This window comes from Anaerocolumna sp. AGMB13020 (genome assembly GCF_033100115.1).
Taxonomy (GTDB): Bacteria; Bacillota; Clostridia; order Lachnospirales; family Lachnospiraceae; genus Anaerocolumna.
This window is the reverse complement of sequence record NZ_CP136910.1, coordinates 88685-111522: the sequence shown is the minus strand read 5'-3', so window position 1 is coordinate 111522 and position 22838 is coordinate 88685. Positions and strand designations below refer to the sequence as shown.

Genomic DNA, 22838 nt, shown 5'->3' with positions numbered 1-22838 from the left:
GCAAAGCAAATATCCTTTAAACTTCTTTGTATTTTGAAAGTTCCTTCTGGATATAAGGTATTGTTAACAATTTTTCCTGCATTTCCTTAACCCCTAATTGATTCGCATTATCCGAATTAAATTCCTTCACTCTTTTCTTCTTCATTCCCCGGGTCATATAACTGTCATAATTTAAATCTCTGTTGTCCGGAGGGATACAGTAATAATTTCCCATATCCTTGGCGAAACGGCTCTCTTCTCTGGTTAGAAGTGTTTCATACATTTTTTCCCCATGACGCATGCCGATAATTTTAATTCCTTCTTTGTAGGAAAACAATTCGCATAATGCCAAAGCAAGTGTCTTTACGGTACAGGCAGGTGCCTTTTGTACCAGAATATCTCCGCTGCGTCCATATTCAAAAGCAAAGACCACCAGTTCCACGGCTTCTTCCAATGTCATAATAAATCTTGTCATTTCCGGCTCAGTAACCGTGAGGGGTTCCCCGGCCTTAATCTGCTCTACAAACAGAGGAATTACTGATCCTCTGGAACAAGCTACGTTTCCATAACGCGTACCGCAGATCTGAATTCTATCTTCTGACAGCATTCTGGCCTTTGCAACCATTACCTTCTCCATCATAGCCTTTGAGGTGCCCATAGCATTTATGGGATAAGCCGCTTTGTCTGTAGAAAGGCAGATCACCTTCTTCACACCGGCTTCTATTGCTGCATTCAGAACATTATCCGTACCTATAATATTTGTTTTAACTGCCTCCATGGGAAAGAATTCACAGGATGGCACCTGTTTAAGCGCGGCACTGTGAAAGACATAATCCACTCCGAAAAAGGCTTCCTTTAAGGTACCGGGTGATCTGACATCTCCAATATAATACTTGATTTTAGGTGAATGGTATTGATGCCTCATATCGTCCTGTTTCTTTTCATCTCTTGAAAATATCCTGATTTCACCGATGTCGCTATCTAAGAAACGGTCCAGGACTGCATTACCAAAAGAACCGGTTCCTCCGGTAATCAGCAGTACTTTATCTGCAAACATAGGCCTCTCCCTTCTATTTCTGCTGAACTCAATATCTTTCGGTCATAAGATTACTGTAATGAGTTATCACTTACTCTCTATATGGAACCAAGAACGGGGCAAAAATAAGTATCCGCTTTTAATGGTTCAAATACTTCATTTGCCCAAATAAGTGTATAAAGGTCTGTATCTCCAACATTAATGAGATTATGGGTAATACCCGGAGGAATCTCCAGGAACCTTGGTTCTTCTCCTGTCAGGTAATACTCTGTGATTTCTTCGGAATCTGTTCTGCGAAGCTGTATCTTTGCTTTGCCGGAGAGAACTAGGAATCTCTCACATTTCGTGTTGTGGTAATGCTCTCCTTTCTTGATTCCGGGTTTGGTAATGTTTAAGGAAAATTGCCCCCGATTGTCCGTCTTAAAGATTTCCATAAAGCTTCCTCTGCTATCGGAATGCACTTGCAAAGGTACTGCAAGCTCCTTAAGGGGCAGATAACTTAAATAAGTACTGTACAATCTCTTAATCAGGCTGTCACCTACATCCGGCAAATATTGTCCTTGCCTCTGTAAACGAAAACTGGTTATAATTTCTGCAAGTTCCTTTATGGTAATTCGATAAAGGAGGTCTTCTTCTAAACGATAATAACCGTCAGACCCGGGAGGTATTTCTTCCTCCAGATGTCTGAGAAAAGAAGTTATCACATCATCAATATAGTAAAAATTCATCACCGTATCCGGATTTTGAATTGTGATTTCCTGATCTCTTGCCACCAGATAACAAAAGGTAGCAACTACAGAATGAGCACAGGGTTTTGCCCACTTTCCGAAGGTATTGGTAAGACGGTAGATTATAGTCCTGCTGTTGTTTTGACGTCCATGTGTTACCAGGGCTTCTTCTGCCAGGCGTTTGCTCCTGGCATACTCTGTATCCTGTGTTGCCTGAATGGAGGAAGTATAGAGTACCGGGCAGGGATTATGATATTTCTGGAGATAGGTTAACAAGGTCTGAAAAAATTCAAGATTCACTTCCAGAAACTCTTCTTTTCTGTCCGGCCGATGGACAGCAGCAAGATGAAATACAAAATCACAGTCCTTGGCATACTCCTCTAACTTATCCAGTGAATCTGATTTATCATAGGTATAAATCTTATGTTGTTCCTGCCCAGAGGATTTAAGAGCCTCTATCAGATTGCGCCCTAAAAACCCACTGTGCCCAGTCACCAGAATCTTCATAAATCATGCCTTTCTTACAGCCTGTAAACGGAAGCCTCAAGCAATTATGCTTTACTTTTTTGCAATGGAAATAAGCGCTGAATTAAGCTTATTTCGTACATCATCGATTCGATGTGCTTTTATGCCAAGCTCCCAGGCCTTTTTCTGATATAATGCTATTCTATCGGGATGGCATGCTATTTGTGACAACACCGGGTAAATTTCTCTTTTTCTTTTTATACAGATTGCTCCGCGGTTCCTTCTTAAATACCTTATGCCCTCATTTTCACTATGTCCTACCGCAAGAACGGCACAGGTGGAGCCAAGGCAGTCAACAATTTTGGTAGAAAAGGAATACCTTAAAAGCCAACGGTATCTGATATCAAAGCTTTCTGCATGAAGTGCAATATCAGCTTCTTTAAATACTTCCTTTAATTTGTCTGCACTAACAAATCCTTTAAGAGATACGGCACTGTTCTCCTCCAGTAATCTGGATTGCTTCTTGTTAAAACAATCTTTCGTATATATGTGAAGAATCATCTTTATTTCGTCTCTATTTATTTCTGATAAAGCCTTTGCTATTTCCATTAGTGTTTTGTCACGGTTACAGTACAGCCTTCCGGCATATACAATCTTAACCGGACTGGCAACAATTTTAGGTTCAAATTTTTCTGGAAACTCTCCGCCTTTATAAAGTACTTCACTGGCAACACCCAGTTCTTCTGCTATTTTCCTGGATTGAGCTAAGGAAAGGGTATAGAATTTTTCATAAAACATGGCATTTCTTCTTAATTCCTGGCGAAACAGCAGCTTTCTTCCCCAATAAAAGGGTGACAGATTAAGCTGCTTTAAGGAGTATTCGTCATCTCCTGTAAATACGACTACTGGAGCTCCTGTCATCTCATGAAGCAGCTTCTCCATATAAAGCATCCGTCTTGAGTAAAATCGCAGACTGAAAATAACATCCGGTTTATAAGCTGCCAGAAAATCAGTAAGAAGAGTTCCCTCCCATTTGCTGTGCAACCAGGCAAAATCCCTCAGTAATCTGACTGGTCCCCCTGCTGCCGCTTTCAGATACTTAGAATACCGTAATCTCTTACCGTTGCTATTTCCGTTTACAACAGCACCAGCTTTTTTCTCCTTTTCTGAAAAAGTATAGCTGATAAACCACTTACCCATGTTCTTTTTCATGATTCTGCTTGTTACAGCCATTTTATCCGTTAATTGTAAATATTGACTGCAACAGGAATTATATGGTGAACCGGAAGCCAGGTAGATGTTTGCAAGATTATCCGTATAATTACCAAACCAATTAGTCAGTACATTATTGGGATACATGTTATCATTCCAGGCTTCTTCTGTTAAAAGTAATAAATTCATGGCAACCACCTCCCTTCCATAAAAAGTCACCTCTTAAATCTCTTTTTTACCGGTAGCAAAATCAGATTGGCAATTCGTGCACTAAGCTCCGGGGAAAGGTAAAAGAACGTAAACATCAGCTTGTAGGTTAAAGGAGTGACACTGCTGTACAAAGCTTTAAAGTACATCTTCTCGTACAGCTTAAGAAGGGCAACCATATCATTCTTATTGTTGGAATCGCTTTTACAGATAATATAGAACCGTATAAGATTAATACAGAAATACTCATATGAGTGGTCTAATAATTCCTTGTCGATTTCCATAAAGAACTGAATCCTGTCCGTAAGTACTCCATAGAAATCCGTAGATTTATAAGGATTACTATTCCGGGTTACACTCTGCTGGTTCTGATAGCAATAATAAAGGGGTTTCTCAGAATAGACCACTCGTTTACAACGATAGGTCAGTTGATAAACAAGAGCCTCGTCCTCGTAATTAAAATGATCACTGACCGGAAACTCAAGCTCCGTAAAAAGTCCCCTATGATAAAGCTTACCAGCAACTCCTGACTTCATTTTTCTGCTTAATATAGCCTGTTTCCTGTCATAGACGTGCATATCCCCCTTCACCTTAACATCATGAAAATCAGAAGCCGACCCGGTAGCCATTCTGGCTTCTGCTATCTGTGCTTTCTGTTTCAGGCACAACCATAGCAGATATTTAATAAATTGGTGATGAAGAAAATCATCACTATCCAAAAAAGTGATATACGTACCCTTCGCAAGTTTTAGTCCTTTGTTTCTGGCAGCTGATATTCCACCGTTTTTCTGATGTACTGTTGTTATTCTCTTGTCCAGTAATGCCATATTCTCACAAATAATAGGGCTTTTGTCTGTGGAGCCGTCGTCTATTAATAAGATTTCTAGATTTTTATAGGTTTGTTCTCTTACACTTTGCACACAGCGCATAAGGTATTTTTCAGCTTGATAAACCGGTATGATGACACTTACCAATACCTTTTCTTCCATATAACCTCCTTTTTACTTGTTAATTTTATTCTTCCCTTAGGATAAGCCTGTATTTTCCGCTTGCAGTCCTGTTGATATTGTCAGTTAATTCTAAGGTAAACTCCGTTTCCTGCCCAAGAAATTCTTTTATATTCTTTTCCACTATTCCCATGTCTTTCCTGTTTAGCCTGCTTCTTACCGGCTGACACAGGATGATAAGTGAACCGTCTCTCTTAAGCTTAAACTGCATCTGCTTTATATGTGTATGCAGGCTGCTTACGAGATAGGATAATTGCACCTGGCTGAAAGTTCCTCCTTTAGTGGTAATGAAATCTGCCTCTCTTCCTTCGATTCTCTTTATGACCGGATGAACACTGCCGCAGGAACATTTTTCACCTCCCTCACGAATCACATCTCCGATGTCATACCGTATTAAAGGTGTGCCAAAGGTATCAAAACCCGTAACCAGAATTCTTGTACCCTCCTTCGCCGGAATGTGTTCAAAGATTCCAGTATCGATTGCTTCATGGTATGCTCCAAAGGGACATTGTATAATAAATGGAGCTCCTTCATTGGAGGCATATTGATCGGTTAAAGGACAGCCAAATACTTTTTCTATGGTTTCCCTGTGATAAGGAAGTACGGTTTCTGAGGTTGTAAAGACAGCCTTTGGTGTAAATTCAGGCTTTAAGCCCTTCTCTTCCATGAATTTGGCAACAGTATATATTGCAGAAACAAAACCTTCAATGGATTGGGGTTTGTAACGATTCAAATCCTTTACATAAAATAAAAGGTTCTCTTCCGAAAGATGATAGGTGGAATAAAGCCTTTGCCTTAAGGTATAATTATTTCTCCAAAATACTGGTTTTACCGGTTTATCCTCTACGATCTTTCTTCCTGTAAATCGTGCTGCTCTCATTTTATTGCTGGTGAAACCAAAGCTTTGTTTATAAGCATCCAAATAAGCCATCCTCTGCTGAACATCCTGCTTTCTCTTTCTAACCTTTACTGGAATACCCGTAGTCCCACCGGTATGAAAGGTTAAGCTTTTGTACATAGGTATGGTATAGATACACTCAATATTATCTCGTAACATATCCTTACTGAGAATCGGCAGCTTATGGATATCCTCCACTGATTGGATCTCCTTTAACGGGATTTCCTTGTAGAACTCTTTGTAAAAGGGACTATTCTCAACAGCATAAGACAGCAGCTTCAGAAATCTCTTGTTCTGTATATGCTTTTCCTCTCTTATGTTTTGATGTTTACGGCTTACAAAAAGCTTACGATATTTCTTATAGTCGCCTGAATACCTGCTGAAATAAAGAACAAGGCCATACAGGCTGACAGCTGCATTCTGAAGAAACACCGGGAGGCTGTAATATAAACCCAAAATGACTCTTTTCATAGCTCCCTCCTTCTATAAATCTAGTACTGCCTTGGGACAGTACTAGTTGTTGTTATCATACATTATTCTTTTTGCAGCCCCATCTCTGTAAGCAGTATTTTATTAATGTGTTCTACTTCGAACTTCTCCTTACATAATCGATAGGAACATTCTCCCATAACTTCTCGTAGTTTTTCGTTTTCAATCAGAAGCTCTAATCCCTTTGCAAGTGCCTCACTGTCTCTGGCTTTAACCAAAAACCCATTATACCCATCGACCACCGTTTCTCTGCAGCCTGGAACGTCGGTTGTAACGATTGGCCTTCCGGCTGCCATTGCTTCAACAATACTCTTACCGTTACCCTCGTGATAGGATGGTAACACAAATATGGAACAACGGTTAAGATAAGGCCTTACATCTTCCGCATAACCGCAATAAGTAACCGCACCATCTGATAGAAGGCGCTTAAGCTCTTCCTCACTGATTGCCTCTTTATGTTCATCCAGACCGCCAACCAGCAGAAATTCGATATCTTTATATTTCTTTTTTAACTGAAAAGCTGCCATAAAGTATTCTCTGATGCCTTTACCCTCTACCAGTCTGGCAGTCATTAGAATACAGGCCTTCTCCGGCAGGGGAAGCTTTGAAAAATAATTCATATTAACACCTGAACCATTGACCAAAACACCTTTGCCTCTTTTTATTAATTTCATGGATATCATTTTTTCATAGTCATCCTGATTCATAAAGAAACAGCTCTTACTGAAATGAAAGATAATCCGGTAGAAGCAGCACAATATTCTTCGAATAAGTAAATTATTTATTCCTTTACCATAAAAGGCTGTTTCAAGTCCAGTTACAAACGGATATATCTTTTTGACTCTTAGGAAGATCGAAGCTAGCCCTCCGAATACAATAGGTTTAGCCATATACAAAAAGCAAATATCCGGTTTTAATTTATGGATAATCGTTAGATATCTCCAGAAAAGCTTAAGGTTCTCTATAAAACCAGTGCCTGTTCTGCTGCCTCCTGTCGATACATAAGCTGAACCTAATTTCGATACCTGGGATTTCATTTCCTCCGTACTCTCAATGGAAACACAGGTCACTTCATTGCCTGCATGAACCATTTCCTTAATAAAATCTCCTCTGAAATTTGTCAGGGAGGGTCCAAAGCTGGCTGCGACGATAATCTTCATTTTTTCCTCTCCTCCAGCACTCTGTTCCAATCAAAACCGCAGGAAAACAAAAAATCCAATACCGAAAGGTTCTCTATAAAGTCACCCCATGGCTGCGGATAAGGGAAGGACTTATAATCCGTATAGGTCAGAGTAATACCTTTTTTCTCAAAATTCTCACTCTTTTGATAACTCCTTGCGCCAAGCCCTGAATAATATTCGTTTGCATGGAGCAATGAACAGATATCCAGTATCCGCTCCTCTTTTACGGTATCAATATTTAATTCCGACGACTTTACGATAGCAGTCCTTAGTCCGAAGCCTGCCAGTATAAAACGGTTTATTGTTATATTCATATCAGCAAGGCTTTCATATTTGGCAAGCAGCAGTTCTTTTATCATAGGAAAGATATCATTATAATACTTACAGTGTTGATAATTGGCAGTTATAAGTGCTAAATGCTTTTCTTTCCAGCCGAGTTCATCTTTTGTACGTACTTTGTTAATGGTATCCTTGAAATGATAATCTAAAGGAATCGTCAGCCTTTTTCTTCCCTGTGGAGTCTTAATATCATTTCTATGATGCATATTATTATTGGAAAACTGAACATCATCCAGATAAACAAACAAATCAGCTTTGGATATCTTATAAAAATGACCCAGATAGGGAATATAATCCGGCTGATGGATAGCGATTCTCATGCTTACCTCTTTCCGCTGCCGAAAAGGACCATAAGTTATCTGTCCTTTGGGTCAGCATATACATTACTTCCTTTAAGCACTGTTAATGCTGTCTTTGTAACTATAATAAGGTCACTTCGAAATGTGATATTTTCAACATAAGCAACATCCATTCTAAATTGCTTTTCCCTGTCTGCTGCTGCCCGGTATTTCATATCAATGGAGCAAAATAGTCCAGGAAGTACAGAAAATCTCTTCTCATAGGAATAACCTTCTATTATGAATTGTGCTTCCTCTTCCAGAATGGGTCTGGGGCCAACGATTGCCATATCTCCTTTTAAGATGTTAAAGAGTTGAGGCAGTTCATCCAAACTGGTTTTTCTAAGTATTCTGCCGATACGTGTTATCCTGGTATCTCCCTGGTATGCTCTTGTATCAGGATTTTCATGATTTTCTTTCATTGTTCTGAATTTATATATTTTAAACGGTTTTTTATCTTTACCAAGTCTATATTGGGTGAAGATAACTTTTCCTCCATCTTCTAGCTTAATACTGACTGCTATTATAAGAAGCAAAGGACAGAAAAGAATCAAAAACACTGCACTTACTGACTTCTCAATCTTTTGTTTCATATATCGTTCATAGATGCCTGTCATAACAACTAGTAATACCTCCCGTCTGCTGCTAACTGCCTGTTTATGCTTTAAGTCATTTCCTCAAACGGTTATAAAGCTTTCTTATAATCTTCGAAAAACACATTCAAAGGATTCTGCCAGGAAAACCCCTGCCTGGCTGCCACGATATGCTGCTAACCCTTTTATTGCTGTTTCACTGCGAGGGTGGGGGTATGGACGCATAACTCCTTCATATTGGGATAATGCCTTGATTTTTGTATCGATACCCTCTTCTTTAACCTCCACATACACATTGGGTGTGAAGTTAGGAAGTGTTGGATTTAGATTCCATTCGGTTGAGGAAGGAATCTCCATATATAGCAATTCCTTAATCGGTTTAATATTTTCTTTTCTCTGGAACAACCTTACTGCCGCCTGGCAGGCAATTGAGGTATGATGATGGTCATTATTCACATCAGCCGGATGATGAGTAAACACCACGTCAGCCTGTGTCACTGTCAATATTTCTTCAATGAAGCTTACAAGTTTTAGATGAGGAACCGTGTTGAATTCTATATTGGGAAACTTACCAAGATAGACTTTATGAACTCCAAGAATACGGCAGCAATTTACGGTATCCTTATAAAGTTTCTTTATTCCGGGACGATTTTTTCTCGCACCAGCTTCACCGCATAGTATGCAGACTTCTGCTCTGTTACCCTCTGCAGTAATTTTATGAATGAAAGCACCTGCTCCCAGCACTTCATCGTCAGGATGTGCAACAACAAATAAATAGTTCATATCTGTTTGGCTCCTGCCTTGGGCTACTTTTTCTTATTACTGGCATAGCTTTAACTGTATTACTTTCCATCATCCGTTAATTGTCTCAGGGTCTTTAAAGGTTGGTACAATATTCTTTAAGGTTTCTCTGATTACTTCTGCTGAATCCGACTCAATGGATTCCTTTAACAGCTTCATGGAATTTAGTATACAGGGCAGCCCTATCTCTTCTTGTTTTTCAATAAATATCTTATGATTAACGGTTGCAATGAGTTCATCTCTATTTGTCAAAATCTCTTCGTACAACTTTTCTCCTGGTCTTAAACCGGTTTCAACTATCTCGATATCACTATAAGGAATGTAACCATTAAGTTTTATCAGATCTTCTGCTAATTTTAAGATACTGATCGGACATCCCATATCCAAGATATAAATTTCTGAACTGCTGGCCATTTCCCCTGCTTTTAACACCAGGGATGCCGCTTCCTCCACCGTCATAAAATAACGTGTAACCTTTTTATCTGTTACGGTAACCGGACCACCTCTGGCTATTTGTGTCTGAAACAAAGGAATGACGGAACCGTTTGAACCCAGAACATTGCCGAATCTCACAGCTGCAAATCTGGTTTCTTTACAGAATTTCATACTCTGGAGTATCATTTCACAGAATCTTTTACTGGCTCCCATGATATTAGTGGGATTAACTGCTTTGTCCGTAGAAATCAATACGAATTTCTCTGTTTTATATGTTCTTGCAGCCATCACAACATTATAGGTTCCAAAGATATTGTTTTTTATAGCCTCTGCCGGACAATCTTCCATTAACGGAACATGTTTATGGGCGGCTGCATGGAATACCATTTGAGGATGATACTTATTGAAGATATGATCAATGGAAGCGGTATCCTGAACGGAGGCTATCTCTACCTTCAGGTCCAAACCTTTCATCATACTGCTTAGTTCCTGCTGCAGTTCATATGTTGTATTCTCGTAATTATCTAATATGATAAGTTGTTTGGGTTTACTCTTAGCAACCTGCCGGCAGACCTCCGAACCTATAGTCCCGCCACCACCTGTTACAAGAATCACCTTACCTTTAAGGTAATTTTCTTCTATCTCTTCTGCAAAGTAAACCGGTTTTCGTCCCAGTAATTCACTTGTAATGGAGAATGGTTTATTACCTACTCCTGTCACATAACCCTTCAACCGGATCACCCCCTTTACCCTTACTAATAATAATATATTCTTTATGAATTCCATTGTGACAAAATGAACCATACTGATGCTATAATATCTGTCGATTTAAGTAACATTTGGATTACAAACGCATAAGATATTAGGAAACTACATGGTAGATTTTTTACCCAATGAATCAAAGTTTAGAGAGGAGCTGGAATTTAAATGCCATTTATAGGTTTGGATATTTTTACGATGTTTTTGATCATTATTGTACCCGGTATTTTCGCCGACAGGATTTTCAGACTAATCGCTTTCTGTCATAAAACCAGCAGCATTTACACATCCCTGATTTTCAGTTTATTTATCTATTGGATAAATATTTTTGGACTGTTTATTTTCAAGGACATTACGACTTTTACAATTTTAAATGCATCCTTTGACTGCTTGCAGTTTACAAGAAGATATATCCTTCTCGCCCTTATAGTGGGTGCTATCCTGGGTGTTATCGCTGGTTTTTGTGGATGGCTGCTTTGCAGACTTCGCCGAGATACCTAAATAGAAAAAAACAGGTCCGCATGGGCCTGTTTTTTTTATCTAAATATAAGATATCGCTCAATCTACAGATGCTTGTAACTATATACATAAAGTAACTCTCTGATGTTACTAATATTTAGGAATGTCTTTCAGGAATTTTCTTTCTTAACCATTTCTTTAATTGATTCCTCATAGTCTCTGATACAGTAATCAAAGCTCGCATAATCTGATAATTCTCTTTCATAGCAGTCATCACCAAAAATCTTTCTGATAATTCCGATCTTTGGTATCAGAAAAGTAATGAGAGGATTAAAAACTTTTATAGGATGGATTTTTTTCCCATTATAGAAAGCAATGGTCTGAAGCATTTTCCAGGTTGAAATATAATCTTTGTTTTGAGGATGATATATTCCTCTGTCATTTTTATCTATAATTATTCGAATTAGTTCACATAAATTTATTATGTCAACCATGCTTCTACGATTGGGATAACAAGGAAAAATAAAAAGGTATTTTGCGGCTTTCAAAAGGATTCGTATATTTCCTTTGCAGCCATATCCATACACAACGGGAGGTCTTATAATTGCTATCCGAAAGCTCTTATCCTCTAACGCCAAGATAGCATCTTCTCCTGCCCGTTTACTCTTGCCATAGATACTGTCAGGGTTAATGGAGGTATTTCTGTTAACTGCTTTTCCGGTATCTCCATAAACATTCATACTGCTGATATAAATATACTGACTGACTCCCTTTGCTTTTGCTTTCTCCGCTGACTCAAGCACCTGATCTCTGTTTACCTTGTAGTATATACTGCTGTTTGTTTTTTCTTCTTTTCTATGAGCGATTCCAGAAGCATTGATGATAGTTTTATACTCGGAGAGATTAACTGTTCTCCACTCTTCATTTCTGGCAGAAACACTTGTGACTGCATAATTATTTCTTCTTAGCCATTCAGCCAAGGAACTGCCTATAAAACCGTTTTTACCGATTATTAATATCTTATCCCCTGACATTTTAAAGTCTCCAAAAGTGATAGCCTTCAGATATCCATTTATTCTTATCAAGTATTCCTTTTACATCGATTAATACTTTTTCATCTGCTCTTCCAGCCGTATACATCTCTTTTATTTCATTTTCTGTTAAACTTAAATACTCGTCATGTGCCACAGCAAATACCAGACAATCTGCTTCCTTGATATCCTGCCGGTCAACAAGCTCAATATTATAATGACGTTTCGTCTCTGCCTTATCTGCCAGGGGATCCGTAATAATGGGATCTAAGCCATATTCTCTAAGTTTATCGATTATATCCAATACTTTCGTATTTCTGATATCCGGACAATTTTCCTTAAAGGTAATACCTAAAATTACAACCTTACTGTTCTTAACCGGTTTATTTGTAAGTATCAGCTTCTTTATAATATTATCTGCCACAAATTCGCCCATACCGTCATTTATTTTTCTGCCGGATAGAATAATCTGTGAATGATAACCTAACCGCTCAGCCTCATATATAAAATAATAAGGATCCACACCGATACAATGTCCTCCAACAAGCCCCGGATAAAAGTTCAATGCATTCCATTTACTGCTCATTGCTTCAATTACTTCCTTCGTATCTATCTGCATACGGTCAAATACCATTGCCAGTTCGTTCATAAAAGCGATATTGATATCTCTCTGACTGTTCTCAACCACTTTAGCTGCTTCAGCTACCTTAATACTGCTTACTCTTACAACACCGGCTTCAATAATTTCTTCATATACTGCTGCAACCTCCTGTAAGGTTTCTTCATCCATTCCTGAGACAATTTTTCTGATATTTTCAAGACGATGAACCTTATCTCCAGGATTGATTCGTTCTGGTGAATATCCCACTGTAAAATCTTTGCCACAAATCAGTCCGGATGCTCTGTTCAATATTGGTACGCACACTTCTTCCGTTACACCTGGGTACACCGTGGATTCATATACAATAATAGAGCCCCTTTTTAGGTTCCTCCCGACTATTTCGCTGGCAGCCTCAACAGGTTCAAGATCTGGTGTCTTGTGGATGTTAACTGGCGTAGGTACAGCGATAATATGAAATTTAGCTTCCTTTAGCTTCTCTTCATCGTAAGTAAATTCTATGTTAGCTTCCTGGATGGCTTTATTTCCCACTTCTTTTGTAGGATCTATTCCATTTTTATACTTATTGATAACCTCAGTACTAATGTCAAATCCGATCACATTATATGTTTTCGAGAAAGCCAAGGCCAGGGGCATACCTACATAACCCAATCCTATGACGGCCAGGCTTTCTTTTCTTTCGGATAAATCTTGAGCCAAACTCATAACCAATACCTCTCTATCCATAATTTATTATAAAAGGGTTATTCCCTATTTCAATAGTATGACAAAAGCGGGTTTTTGCCACAAAAAGAAACTGCCGCAAGCTCTTTGTCTTAGATATAAATTATCTTAGACAACTTCTTGCGGCAGTTCTTAAAGTGGTGTATTTTGAAGGAACAAGACGGTTCATGGGTTCATATAAACCTATTCCCCTTGTGCATAGTAAGGTATTACAAGATACTTACCTTCGTGAATAGTGTCCGTGGTAAGGCCATTTGTCTTCTTTATCTCTTTGATGTATTCATTCATATCACTGTAATCATCCGTTATGTATTGACTTGCGATACTCCATAAAGTATCACCTTTCTCTATCTGGATGCTTATTATATGTTTCGTTGAGGTCTGCAGCTTCTCAGCATTTACATTTGTTGATATCAGAAGAATTGATATTACCAGTATAATAGCTATACAGAATCCATACAATACAAGGTAATGTTTCTTACGCTTAATGTGGTTATAAAGCATGAAAAACGGAACGTTTAATAAGGATAATGACATCTGGTTCATAATATAATCCTCCTGTTATACTTATCTTAAAAATTAAGAATGAGTAGGTACCCCATCTATCGTGGGCCTGTCTTATCTTTTACCGAGCGCCAGAACGAACATATGTTGCGAACATTTGTTTTGTTATCCTGATTATAATACCAGAACATTTGTTTGTCAACGGTATTTTTTTAATTTTCTAGCAATTTTTACATAAAAGCGAACATAAGTTTTGCATTTCCAGAAAAATCGTGTTATAATGATGACAATGAAAGTATAAGAATTTTTCATACAAATAGAATATAAGAATGCAAGCTTTTAATGGAGGAAATATAATGAGTTATGGTAAAATCAGTCCTAAACAAAGAGAGATTCTGGAATATTTAAAAAGCCAGACTTTATCTAAGGGTTATCCGCCTGCCGTTAGGGAGATATGTGAAGCTGTTAAGTTAAAGTCCACTTCCTCCGTTCATTCCCATCTTGAGACTCTGGAGAAGAATGGTTACATAAGACGAGACCCATCAAAACCAAGAGCCATTGAAATTACGGATGACACTTTTAATCTGGCAAAAAGAGAGATGGTCAGCGTACCAATCGTAGGAACAATAACAGCCGGACAGCCTATACTTGCGGTAGAGAATATTGAAAGTTATTTCCCTATACCAACCGAATATATGCCTAACGAAGAAACCTTTATGCTTAAAGTGAAAGGTGAAAGCATGATAAATGCCGGAATTTTCGACGGTGACCAGATTCTTGTCCAGAAGCAGTCTCACGCAGTGAACGGAGACTTCGTGGTAGCTTTAATTGAAGACTCCGTTACTGTAAAGACCTTCTATAAAGAAAAAGATTATTATCGCCTTCAGCCAGAAAATGATACCATGGAACCTATTATTCTGAAGGATTTAGAGATTCTTGGTAAGGTTATCGGCCTCTTCCGCATGTTCTAAACTTTTATTGGCTCAATCACCGTAACGGATTCTAGAATTTTTGGTGTCTCCATCATGGTTTTGGGTTCAATTACATTCTTCGCATTAATCATTAATTTATCCCAGGTATCCTCGCCTAATTTATGAAAGATAATTTTCTGGGCCTCCTTAATATTAGGAGGCCTGTAGGATAAATTATGGCAGTCACTTCCTAATAAATCTACATATTCCTCTTCAATTAGTTTTAATGCTCTCCTCTTTGTAGCAGAATTTGATAAGGCAGAAACATTTAGCTGCAGCAGGCATCCTTTCTGCTTTAGTTCTTTTAAAAGCTTCTTACTTCTCATAAGCGGCCTGTAACGGTCTATATGAGCAATTATAGGATTGATATTATAATATCCGATTATTTCGTCAAGATCCTTCATGTACTCCATATTCCAAGCCTTCATATCAGGGAATTCTAACAGAAGATAGTTTGTATTCTCTATACATAATGGTTTTAAATCCGTGTAATGGAACAAATACCGATGCAGATAGGTTTCACTTCCAGCTATTAAATGTATCTTACTGTGATTTACAGCTTCCATAGCTTTCGTGCGGTTAAGCAGAAAATTCTCCATGGTTCCTTCCATGGGATAAAAATGCGGTGTGCAGACAGCTTGTGTAACTTGCTGCCTATGCAGATATTCAGTCAGCATTATAGCTTCTTCCTGGGTAGTGGCTCCATCATCTATACCAGGCAGTATATGTGTGTGCATATCAATCATTATTACCTCCATTCCTGCGTATATTACTGCGCATAGTTAATTAGCCGAGGATTCATAATCGCTTGTCACTTCTACTGCCTTTCTCCTATTTATTGCCTTCAGATCTGTGGTAATAGTAGTACTTGGATTTATTGATCCCCATTTCCTTCACTGAAACTCCATTTAGAACAAAGCCGAGTATATTCGCCTTTGCATATCGATACTTCATTAATACATTTTCAATTTCCGGATAGGAAGTCTTGCCTTCTCTGATTACTAGTATGGCTCCGTCTGTATTCTTAATAAAACTAAGTGAATCTGCTACTACATTAACCGGAGGTGTATCTAATATAATATAATCATATTCACTTTCCAGCTCTTTTATTAGTGCTTCCATTTGCCTGCTGCCCAATAGTTCCGAAGGATTCGGTGGAATTGACCCCATGGGTATACTATAAAGGTTGTTATATGGTGTAGTATAGATTACTTCTTTTGTAGTATTCATATTGGAAAGGCAGTCACTGAGACCGGGTGCGCTTTTCGCTCTAAAAAAGTGATGCGTTCTACCTTTTCTTAAGTCACAGTCAATTAATAAAACTTTATTACCTGCCTGAGATAGAACAATGGATAGATTAATGCTGGTAGTACTTTTCCCATCCTCCGGTGCCGGGCTGGTAATCAATATCTTTTTACAACCATCTTTACGAACTGAAAATCTAAGATTTGTACGTAAAGCTTTATAACTTTCTGACACCAGAAATTTACTTTCATCATTTAGTGTTGTATTTACCGTTTCATTATATCCAAATCTTTCAGCTAAAATTTTAAAAACAGTTGAATTCCTAATGCCTCTTGCATAATTTGCTTTTCCAGAAGCATGAGGGATACTGCCAAGAAGCGGAATTTCATAGTGTTTCAGTAAATCCTCCTGATTTGCTACCTTAATGTTAAGTATTTCTTTCAAAATAACAAAAATGAATACTCCACATCCTGTAACAATTCCTCCCAGCAATGTATTAAACAGCGTATTGGGACCTGAAGGACTGGTGGGATATGCCACCGGATCAACTACACTGATAATTACATTGGATTTTATATCTTTGATTAACTGTGGAGCTACTGTTTCCATACTTTTTACTAAGTTATAGGAATCATCGGGGTTCTTACTGGTTAGCGTAATACTGAATATTTCCGTATTCCGAATAGTACTTATGGTTGTCATGGCTTGCAGCTCCTGCATGGTATAAGGAAGATCGCTCAAATCAATGACTTTTAAAAAGAACTGCCTAGTATTTAAAAAATTGATATAGGTTTCTGCTATTTTCTGAGCATAATCCAACTCAGACAAATTTGTAAGGGTACTGTCTGTTGTACTTACGTAAAAAGAAGCTGAAGCTGTATAAGTCTTGTCAATCATTAATTTGTTAACAAGAAAACTGAGAGAAAGGCCTGCAAACGTACATACTGATATCAGGAGGAAGTATCTCCTGATAAGTCGAAGTACATCTTTGACTGTAAAATCCATTCTATACCGTTCCTTTCTGCGTTACTTTTTAGATTACTAGTTGACTCTGCATAGGAAGTCTCTATAACTGCACTGGTTGAATTTAAGTGCAAGAGTTTATCATGGCAAACTCTTTTATTCTATAGTATGAAGAAATTAAACTTTGGGAACTTTAAGACCAGAAAAAACTCCACGAAAAAAGGTACTGTATGTTACAACCAGAAATTTATTTTCTGATTGTAACATACAGTACCTATATTAATAGTACCGCATATACGGTGTAGTTTATGAAATAAACAGTTGTTCTTTCTCAACTACCTTTCCATCTCTCCAAATACGCTCTAAATCATAGAAAAGGCGGTCTTCTTTGGAAAAGATATGAACAACTACATCGCCGTAATCCATTAAAATCCAGCTTGCGGATCTTACACCTTCAATTCTCTTAGGCTCATGTCCGTTCTTTGATAATTCTTCCATTACATTATCAACCAAAGCCTGAACCTGTGAAGAGTTGGTTCCGTTGGCAATAATAAAATAATCTGCAATAACGGTAATATTACCGATCTCAATAACTTTTATATCTTCTGCTTTTTTATCATCTAAAGCTTTATAGGTCAATTTTGCGATTTCTTTTGCTGTATTCATTAATACTCCTTTACTTCCCATAATTTCCTTTATAATAATCATAGGTTATTGCTGTTGTTTCATCGATGGCCAAACCGCTTTGCTCAAGATATCTGACGGTATCGCCTAATATCTTACATACAGCTTCCTCCAGATTTTCAAAGGATAATTTTCGAATGCTGTCCAACTCAGGAATAGTGGATGAGGATCGATTAGGTTCGATATAATCGGCTACAAAGATAATCTTCTCAAGCTTTGACATATCCGGCTTACCCGTTGTATGCCAGGTAATAGCAGAAAGGATTTCCTCATCTACAATATTATATACATTTTTCGCGAAGAATGCTCCTAATTTGGCATGGAGCAGGTCAGGCTTAAGCTTTTCTACCGGTTTAACCGGTATGTTATTCTTATAACATTCCAAAAGCATTTCCTCTCCTGTCATGTATTTGGCACAATCATGTATTAATCCTGCAATGGCAGCTTTTTCGTAATCTTCTTTAAAAGTAATTGCCATGGAGAAGGCTGTGGTCATTACTCCCATTGAATGCAGGAACCTTTTTCTTGGCAGTATCTCACCTAATCTCTTCTCCAACTGAAACAAATTTTCCATCATTTTTCTGCTCTTTTCCTGTATAAAGCTGATGCTCGTTGATATATTCATATACTGTCTCAGGAACCATATATCGAATAGAATCTCCTTTTAACAACTTATCTCTTAATTCATGTGAGGCAATATCCAGATAAGGTGTATTCAGTATATGAATAGTCGCATGAAACTTTGCAGTCAGATGCTCTGCCTGAGCTTTTAATTCTTCTCTTGTCTCCTGACCCCTCACCGCTGCAACAATATGGGCGAGCTTCAGTATTACCTCCGGTTCCCACCAGGTTTCCAGCTGGAACAGGGAATCTGCACCCATTATAAAATAATAGGTGATATCAGGATTTTCCTGGTTTAACTGTTGTAAGGTGTCTGAGGTATAGGTGGTACCCTCTCTTAACAACTCCATTTTTGACAATTCAAAAGAGGGGTTATTCTGAATAGCTAATTCCACCATTTTCTCTCTGTGTATATCATCTGCAATCAGGTCACTTCGTTTATGGGGCGGTCTCTTAGAGGGCATAAACAGAATCTTTTGAAGACCCAGCTGTTCCAAAGCGCTTTGTGCAAGTATCAGATGCGCCATATGAATGGGATTAAAAGTTCCGCCCATAATTCCTACTTTCATAAACTAAGCCTCTCTTCTGATAATTGAAACGGTTACTGAATTATTCTTTCTTTCCTTTTGCTTCTTTCGGCAGTTCAATCTTTTTCTTGGTTTTTGATTCTCTGTAGAGAACAAATTTCTTCCCTATTACCTGAACTACTTCAGAATGAGTACGTTCTGCAACTACCTGTGCAATTTCACGGGGATCGTCCAGACAGTTTTTCAGTACAGTTACTTTTATAAGTTCCCTTGTTTCAAGTACTTCTTCCAGACCCTGGGTAAGCTCTGGTGTAAGGCTTGCTTTCCCTACTTGAAATACGGAATCGATATTCATGGCAAGACCTTTTAGATAGGATCTTTGTTTACTTGTCATATTAATACCATGCCTTTCCTGCAACCTGCAAACTTTGCCTGCAGGCTTACTTAAAGTACCAATCTTTCTTTGGATACTTTTTATCAGTCGTAAATAATTGCTGATATATTACTTATAATAATCAAATTGCAGGCCATACATCTTAACAGTATCGCCTTCTTCAATATCAAGTGCCTCAAGCTCGTCCAAAATACCATTATCTTTCAAGAAACGCTGGAAGAATTCAAAACCTTTTTCAGAATCAAGATTGGTATAACCAAGCATTCTTTCAATTCTGGGTCCTTCAACAACAAAAAGATGTTCGTCTTCTTTTACTACGGTATATGGTTCATTACCAAAATCCATATTATTAAGATCGAACTCTTTCTCAAATACCAATGGTTCAGAAGGAAGGCTGTCAAGCAGTTCTTTCACATAAAATAATAATTCTCTTACACCCTTACCGCTAACAGCAGAAATAGGGAATACTTTTATTCCTTGTGGCTCAAAGGTTTCTTTTAATAAATTGACCGCCTGTTCTTCCTCTTCACCGTAAAGGATGTCCAGTTTATTAGCAGCTATTACCTGTGGTTTACCTGAGAGCTCTTCGTTATAGGCTTTTAATTCGCTGTTGATTGTCTCGATATCCGCTAGCGGATCTCTTCCCTCAACTCCGGCTGCATCTACCATATGGACAATTACTTTTGTACGTTCTATATGACGTAAGAATTCATGTCCAAGCCCGATTCCCTGGGAAGCGCCTTCAATAAGTCCAGGTATGTCGGCTATAACAAAACCATTACCATTCTCCAGATCTACAACTCCCAAGTTGGGATTTAAGGTAGTGAAATGATAATTGGCTATCTTGGGTTTTGCATTGGTTACACGAGATAAGAAAGTGGATTTACCAACATTAGGGAAACCTACCAATCCTACATCTGCAATAACCTTTAGTTCCAGCGTAACATTGAGGTCTCTTGCTTTTTGTCCGGGCTGTGCATATTTTGGCACCTGCATGGTTGCTGTGGCATAATGCTGATTTCCTTTGCCGCCTCTGCCTCCTTTTAGGATAACCTCTCTGCGGTTGCCATGGGACATATCAGCAATGACTTTACCGGACTCCGTATCTTTGATTACGGTTCCTTCCGGTACCTTCAGAACTAAATCTGCTCCATTTTTACCGTGACAATTCTTCTTACCGCCATTTTCACCGTCTTCAGCTGAATATTTTTTGATAAAACGGTAATCTGTCAGGGTATTCAGATTATCGTCCACCTCAAATATTAAGTCGCCGCCTTTTCCGCCATCACCGCCATCGGGTCCGCCGGCAGGAACAAAGATCTCTCTTCGAAAACTTACATGCCCGTCGCCGCCTTTTCCTGAACGAATATATATTTTTGCACTATCTGCAAACATTTTTTTCACCTCTTTTCCGAATATCTTTATTATGAGCAGATATTCCTATATCATGAATAAACCCCACATTCATGAATTAATCAAGAATCTGGGGTCCTAAAGTTTCATCTTATTTGGATTCTACTGGATAAACAGAAGCCTGTTTCTTGTCTCTGCCTTTTCTTTCGAAACGAACAACACCATCAACTAATGCAAATAAGGTATCATCGCCGCCGCGTCCTACATTAACACCGGGATGAATCTTTGTGCCACGCTGTCTGTAAAGAATGTTACCAGCCAGTACGAACTGTCCGTCTGCTCTTTTAGCTCCTAATCTCTTGGACTCGGAATCTCTGCCGTTCTTGGTAGAACCAACACCCTTTTTATGAGCGAAAAACTGAAGGTTCATTTTTAACATAACCTACACCTCCTTGAATATATGTCGCAGGATATCCCCGCTAAACAAATTTAATATACTGCTTTCCGTAATCTTCTCTGATTCCATTTAGTCCCAGAAGCAGAGAATTCAATAACAAAGTGGATTCATTACCAGGTTTTGAAACAATCTTAAAATCTATCATTCCCTTTTTCTCATCCTCTTTCAATTGAAAGGTATCTGAGGTAAAAGTCTCGATAGAATTCACGGTATTTATTATCAGTGCTGATACCGCTGCACAAACTATGTCCTGTCCGCTTTCTGCGAAACCAGCATGTCCTGTACTGCGAAAGCCTGTAAGCTTACCGTCTGCATCTTTATATACGGATATAGTTATCATAACCTAACCCTGCTTAGTTATGCGTTGATTTTTTCAATTTTAACCTTGGTATATGGCTGTCTGTGACCGTTTTTCTTGTGATATCCGGTCTTTCTCTTGTAGCGATAAACAACAACTTTCTTGTTCTTACCATCTTCAACTACGGATGCAGTTACAGTTGCTCCTGCTACTGTAGGCTCGCCTACTACTAAAGAACCATTGTTTACTACAAGTACCTGGTCAAAGGTATAAGTTGCTCCAGCTTCTACACCAAGCTTCTCTACTTTAATGATATCGCCTTCGGCTACTTTGTACTGTTTACCACCTGTTGCAATAATTGCGTACATATGGCACACCTCCTATTATCATTACTCGCCAGCTATGGTATCTCTATCAGAAATCAAACGAATTTGATAAAATAGAAAGATTTAAAACCTCGCTGTGCGGCACACTAAAACAGTTTAGCATATGAACCATTAATTGTCAACGCTAAGTTTTACTTTTTTGATATTTGTCCCAGAATTTAAGGGGTGCAATAACTTTTCTATTTTCACCTTTGAATTTAAAATTATTTAATTGTTGGAAATTACTGCTCTAACAGACTTTAAATAGAATATTGGCATTCCAACGGTTTTTGTACAGCAAATTTTTGTATATTGTCCTATTCCGCAAATCTACATTATAACCAGTGGAATTCCTCTTGACATTTATATCAGACTGATATAGTCTAATATTAAATATGTCATTCAAATGTTTAGTCTGGCAGCAAGAGAACCGTATTATCAGAGGTATCATAACGCTGTCAATTCTAAAAGAATTGGAGGAATAATGGCTATCAAAAATAAAACTCGTTATGCTATACTTGGTATTTTAAGCATCCATTCCGGTACTGGTTATGATATCAAAAAATACTGTGATACTGTCATCTCAAATTTCTGGAATGAGAATTTTGGGCATATTTATCCGGTATTAAATCAACTGTTGTCAGAGGGATTGATTCAGACAGAAGATTCTTCCTCTCCCAGAAAAAAAGTTTATACAATAACAACCACCGGGCGGGAAGAATTCTTGAAATGGTTGGCTGAACCTCCCGTACAGCAGCCGGTCAGATCGGAATTTATGTTAAAACTGACCTTTGCCAGCAATTTACCAAGACCAGAGGTTGTTAAAATGATAACTGAATACAAGCAACAACAGCTTAATCGCCTGAAAGAATATCAGGCAGTAGCTGACAGTTTAGAAATAGGAATTAAGGAGGTAACACCGGTGAGGGAACTCTATCTCTATGCGCCTTTACGTTATGGTATCATAAATGCTCAGGCTGTTCTATCCTGGTGTGATGAAATACTTGAATTATTGGTTTCGTAATAGGAAGTATTAATTGCATTTTTTTAGTCACAGATTCAATTATTTCTTCCATTCGTTATCAAAGAAATAAGGTTGGGATTAGGGTATATCAGAAACACGAGAACTATTCTGCTATACCCTATTTTATTTTATT

26 protein-coding genes are annotated in these 22838 nt (G+C 38.2%); 3 read left to right on the top strand and 23 right to left on the bottom strand.

Annotated features, from left to right (window positions below):
• Positions 1-16: 16 nt before the first annotated feature.
• The 10 genes from R2R35_RS00550 to R2R35_RS00505 all read right to left on the bottom strand — a co-directional run bounded on the left by R2R35_RS00550 (position 17) and on the right by R2R35_RS00505 (position 10440).
• Positions 17-1036, bottom strand: a complete 1020-nt coding sequence (locus tag R2R35_RS00550) for a polysaccharide biosynthesis protein (RefSeq protein ID WP_317732551.1) — start codon at positions 1034-1036, stop codon at positions 17-19.
• A 77-nt stretch (positions 1037-1113) separates the two neighbouring features.
• Positions 1114-2250, bottom strand: coding sequence for a polysaccharide biosynthesis C-terminal domain-containing protein (locus R2R35_RS00545; RefSeq protein WP_317732550.1), 1137 nt, complete (start codon positions 2248-2250; stop codon positions 1114-1116).
• Between the two features lie 51 nt (positions 2251-2301).
• On the bottom strand, positions 2302-3609 hold the full coding sequence (locus tag R2R35_RS00540) for a hypothetical protein (RefSeq protein ID WP_317732549.1): 1308 nt from the start codon (positions 3607-3609) through the stop codon (positions 2302-2304).
• Between the two features lie 26 nt (positions 3610-3635).
• Positions 3636-4616: a glycosyltransferase family 2 protein gene (locus R2R35_RS00535; protein WP_317732548.1), complete on the bottom strand. Its 981-nt coding sequence runs from the start codon at positions 4614-4616 to the stop codon at positions 3636-3638.
• 25 nt (positions 4617-4641) lie between these two features.
• The gene (locus R2R35_RS00530; protein ID WP_317732547.1) at positions 4642-6003 is read right to left on the bottom strand and encodes a phenylacetate--CoA ligase family protein; all 1362 of its coding nucleotides are present in this window, start codon (positions 6001-6003) and stop codon (positions 4642-4644) included.
• A 62-nt stretch (positions 6004-6065) separates the two neighbouring features.
• The gene (locus R2R35_RS00525) at positions 6066-7181 is read right to left on the bottom strand and encodes a glycosyltransferase family 4 protein (protein ID WP_317732546.1); all 1116 of its coding nucleotides are present in this window, start codon (positions 7179-7181) and stop codon (positions 6066-6068) included.
• Positions 7178-7861, bottom strand: coding sequence for a WbqC family protein (locus R2R35_RS00520; protein ID WP_317732545.1), 684 nt, complete (start codon positions 7859-7861; stop codon positions 7178-7180). Before R2R35_RS00520 ends, R2R35_RS00525 begins: the two co-directional genes overlap by 4 nt.
• Before the next feature lie 35 nt (positions 7862-7896).
• Entirely contained in the window at positions 7897-8496 is a 600-nt protein-coding gene (locus R2R35_RS00515) for a sugar transferase (protein WP_317732544.1), read from the bottom strand.
• An 81-nt stretch (positions 8497-8577) separates the two neighbouring features.
• Positions 8578-9255, bottom strand: coding sequence for a PIG-L deacetylase family protein (locus R2R35_RS00510; protein WP_317732543.1), 678 nt, complete (start codon positions 9253-9255; stop codon positions 8578-8580).
• A gap of 69 nt (positions 9256-9324) precedes the next feature.
• On the bottom strand, positions 9325-10440 hold the full coding sequence (locus R2R35_RS00505; protein WP_317732542.1) for a UDP-N-acetylglucosamine 4,6-dehydratase family protein: 1116 nt from the start codon (positions 10438-10440) through the stop codon (positions 9325-9327).
• A gap of 195 nt (positions 10441-10635) precedes the next feature.
• Here R2R35_RS00505 and R2R35_RS00500 point away from each other — a divergent pair, with 195 nt between their 5' ends.
• On the top strand, positions 10636-10968 hold the full coding sequence (locus tag R2R35_RS00500) for a hypothetical protein (protein ID WP_317732541.1): 333 nt from the start codon (positions 10636-10638) through the stop codon (positions 10966-10968).
• Between the two features lie 128 nt (positions 10969-11096).
• On the opposite strand, the gene R2R35_RS00495 is transcribed toward R2R35_RS00500, so the two are convergent.
• The 3 genes from R2R35_RS00495 to yneA all read right to left on the bottom strand — a co-directional run bounded on the left by R2R35_RS00495 (position 11097) and on the right by yneA (position 13845).
• The gene (locus R2R35_RS00495) at positions 11097-12011 is read right to left on the bottom strand and encodes an NAD-dependent epimerase/dehydratase family protein (protein ID WP_317732540.1); all 915 of its coding nucleotides are present in this window, start codon (positions 12009-12011) and stop codon (positions 11097-11099) included.
• Positions 11962-13281, bottom strand: a complete 1320-nt coding sequence (locus R2R35_RS00490; RefSeq protein WP_317732539.1) for a nucleotide sugar dehydrogenase — start codon at positions 13279-13281, stop codon at positions 11962-11964. Before R2R35_RS00490 ends, R2R35_RS00495 begins: the two co-directional genes overlap by 50 nt.
• Before the next feature lie 201 nt (positions 13282-13482).
• A complete protein-coding gene (gene yneA / locus R2R35_RS00485) occupies positions 13483-13845 on the bottom strand; it encodes a cell division suppressor protein YneA (RefSeq protein ID WP_317732538.1) in 363 nt (120 codons plus the stop codon).
• A 314-nt stretch (positions 13846-14159) separates the two neighbouring features.
• On the opposite strand from yneA, the gene lexA reads away from it, so the two are divergent.
• The gene (gene lexA / locus R2R35_RS00480; RefSeq protein WP_317732537.1) at positions 14160-14774 is read left to right on the top strand and encodes a transcriptional repressor LexA; all 615 of its coding nucleotides are present in this window, start codon (positions 14160-14162) and stop codon (positions 14772-14774) included.
• Here lexA and R2R35_RS00475 read toward each other — a convergent pair.
• The 10 genes from R2R35_RS00475 to rplU form a co-directional block, all read right to left on the bottom strand.
• A complete protein-coding gene (locus R2R35_RS00475; RefSeq protein WP_317732536.1) occupies positions 14771-15520 on the bottom strand; it encodes a CpsB/CapC family capsule biosynthesis tyrosine phosphatase in 750 nt (249 codons plus the stop codon). The genes lexA and R2R35_RS00475 overlap by 4 nt on opposite strands.
• A gap of 85 nt (positions 15521-15605) precedes the next feature.
• A complete protein-coding gene (locus tag R2R35_RS00470) occupies positions 15606-17024 on the bottom strand; it encodes a polysaccharide biosynthesis tyrosine autokinase (protein WP_317732535.1) in 1419 nt (472 codons plus the stop codon).
• Between the two features lie 264 nt (positions 17025-17288).
• Positions 17289-17648 (bottom strand): ribosome silencing factor, encoded by a 360-nt coding sequence (gene rsfS / locus R2R35_RS00465; RefSeq protein ID WP_317734861.1) that lies wholly within the window; start codon positions 17646-17648, stop codon positions 17289-17291.
• Between the two features lie 10 nt (positions 17649-17658).
• Entirely contained in the window at positions 17659-18243 is a 585-nt protein-coding gene (gene yqeK, locus R2R35_RS00460; RefSeq protein ID WP_317732534.1) for a bis(5'-nucleosyl)-tetraphosphatase (symmetrical) YqeK, read from the bottom strand.
• Entirely contained in the window at positions 18203-18856 is a 654-nt protein-coding gene (gene nadD / locus R2R35_RS00455) for a nicotinate-nucleotide adenylyltransferase (protein ID WP_317732533.1), read from the bottom strand. Before nadD ends, yqeK begins: the two co-directional genes overlap by 41 nt.
• Positions 18857-18896: 40 nt before the next feature.
• On the bottom strand, positions 18897-19208 hold the full coding sequence (yhbY, locus tag R2R35_RS00450) for a ribosome assembly RNA-binding protein YhbY (protein ID WP_317732532.1): 312 nt from the start codon (positions 19206-19208) through the stop codon (positions 18897-18899).
• Between the two features lie 108 nt (positions 19209-19316).
• Positions 19317-20603, bottom strand: a complete 1287-nt coding sequence (obgE, locus tag R2R35_RS00445) for a GTPase ObgE (RefSeq protein ID WP_317732531.1) — start codon at positions 20601-20603, stop codon at positions 19317-19319.
• Between the two features lie 109 nt (positions 20604-20712).
• On the bottom strand, positions 20713-21000 hold the full coding sequence (gene rpmA, locus R2R35_RS00440) for a 50S ribosomal protein L27 (RefSeq protein ID WP_033166341.1): 288 nt from the start codon (positions 20998-21000) through the stop codon (positions 20713-20715).
• Positions 21001-21040: 40 nt separating this feature from the next.
• Positions 21041-21358: a ribosomal-processing cysteine protease Prp gene (locus tag R2R35_RS00435; protein WP_033166342.1), complete on the bottom strand. Its 318-nt coding sequence runs from the start codon at positions 21356-21358 to the stop codon at positions 21041-21043.
• A gap of 17 nt (positions 21359-21375) precedes the next feature.
• On the bottom strand, positions 21376-21684 hold the full coding sequence (gene rplU / locus R2R35_RS00430) for a 50S ribosomal protein L21 (protein WP_033166343.1): 309 nt from the start codon (positions 21682-21684) through the stop codon (positions 21376-21378).
• A 481-nt stretch (positions 21685-22165) separates the two neighbouring features.
• On the opposite strand from rplU, the gene R2R35_RS00425 reads away from it, so the two are divergent.
• Positions 22166-22705 carry a PadR family transcriptional regulator gene (locus R2R35_RS00425; RefSeq protein ID WP_317732530.1) on the top strand — a complete coding sequence of 180 codons (540 nt, stop codon included), beginning with the start codon at positions 22166-22168 and terminating at the stop codon, positions 22703-22705.
• The last annotated feature ends 133 nt before the right edge of the window (positions 22706-22838 follow it).